The sequence below is a fragment of the Peribacillus muralis genome (genome assembly GCF_001439925.1).
In the GTDB taxonomy this organism is placed as follows: domain Bacteria; phylum Bacillota; class Bacilli; order Bacillales; family DSM-1321; genus Peribacillus; species Peribacillus muralis.
Genome location: NZ_LMBV01000036.1, coordinates 15,435 through 16,916 on the forward strand (window position 1 = coordinate 15,435; position 1,482 = coordinate 16,916).

General features: G+C 34.0%; 1 protein-coding gene. It reads right to left on the reverse strand.

Annotated elements, in window-relative coordinates; translation table 11 throughout:
* A partial coding sequence (locus tag ASU00_RS22695) for an RHS repeat domain-containing protein (protein WP_161809776.1) occupies positions 1–1,482 on the reverse strand: 1,482 nt, incomplete at both ends.

Below are 1,482 nucleotides of genomic sequence, written 5' to 3' on the forward strand. Positions count from 1 at the left end.
TTACTACAATTTCTCCAACTGTTATACCAATGTAAACTATTACAGCCGTAATAATTGTTTTTGCAATGGTTTTTGCTTTAGATTTTTTCATACCTGACTGAGCCAGACCTTTGTACGTAGATTCTATTAATCTATCTTTTACTGTATCTTTTTTCAATAGTTTTTTTAATTGTTTCATGGCCTTGCTTTTCAAAGCAGTAACTACAGGTCTAAGTTGAGGAATAGACCATACTATTACATTTATTGTTCCCTTTATATCCCTGGTACGTACGCTTACCATTCCGTCTGGATCAACGTACATTACTGGATTATTATTCGCATACGTATAACCATTTTGTGATAACGGCTCATCAGCATCCCCTGGATGTGGGTCTAATGCTAAGAACGCACCGTTTTCAGGGTTATAGTAACGGGCTTGTAAATAATAGTTCTTGGTTTCCCCATCATAGTAATAGCCAGCGTATCGAATTGGATTTTCTTTTGCGATAATTCCTTCAACTGCTAAAACATTACCATAGGCATCATACTCGTAAGAACCCACTTCTTTATCGTCTGCATCACGAATGCTTAGTACATCGCCACGATGGTTCGTGATGAATTGGTATGGATTTGTTTGGAACGTGCCATTGGCGTTTTTTTCTTTTATGATCATTCCAAGGGCTGTGTAACCATTCCATTCATAGGAACGGTACTGCGTAATTTGATTATTTTCTTTTACAATTTCCAATTCTAATACTTCATCATTATAGAAGTATTCATGTGTTGTAGTACCAATTGTTTTTGTTAACCGTAAACCATCTTCATCGTACGTATAGACTGCGATGTCTTTGCCAGCAGACGTTTTAACACTTGTTAATTGTTGACGCTCATTGTACGAATACTTGTAGTTTTCATCTTCTAATAAGTTGCCATTGCCATCATATTTATATGCTGTGGCATTTTTCTTTATAATTTGGTTCGCTTCATTGTAAGAGAATGTATATTCTTTCCCCAAATAGGCTTTGGTACGATTACCAACTGCATCATATTCATACGTATTTACATCGCCATTTCGTAATGTTTCCTTCGTTAATTGCTCGTTTTTATCGTATTCAAAGCTTGAAACATTACCATCTATTACTTCTTTTGAGATATTACCATTTTTTGTGTAATCATATTTAATCTCAAATGGTTGTTTTGTTTTACTTGTGTACATTAATGAACTTAATAAGTTTGCATCATTAAATTGTGAAGTTTGCTTTAAGACACCATCATTCAAGTTGAGTATGCTTTGATTATCTTCAGTATTTTTTTTATATTGATAATCGTGTAGGATTTTATCAGCAACACCATATTTCACATGATCGATATCATCACTTTTATCTTTAAATAATGTTTCTTTCGTCACAGTTAACCCTTTATCATACTCAGTTTGACGTTTTGTTTCACGTTCTTCGTCATCATATGCATACGATTGAGTGAATAAGCCTAACGTATACTTCT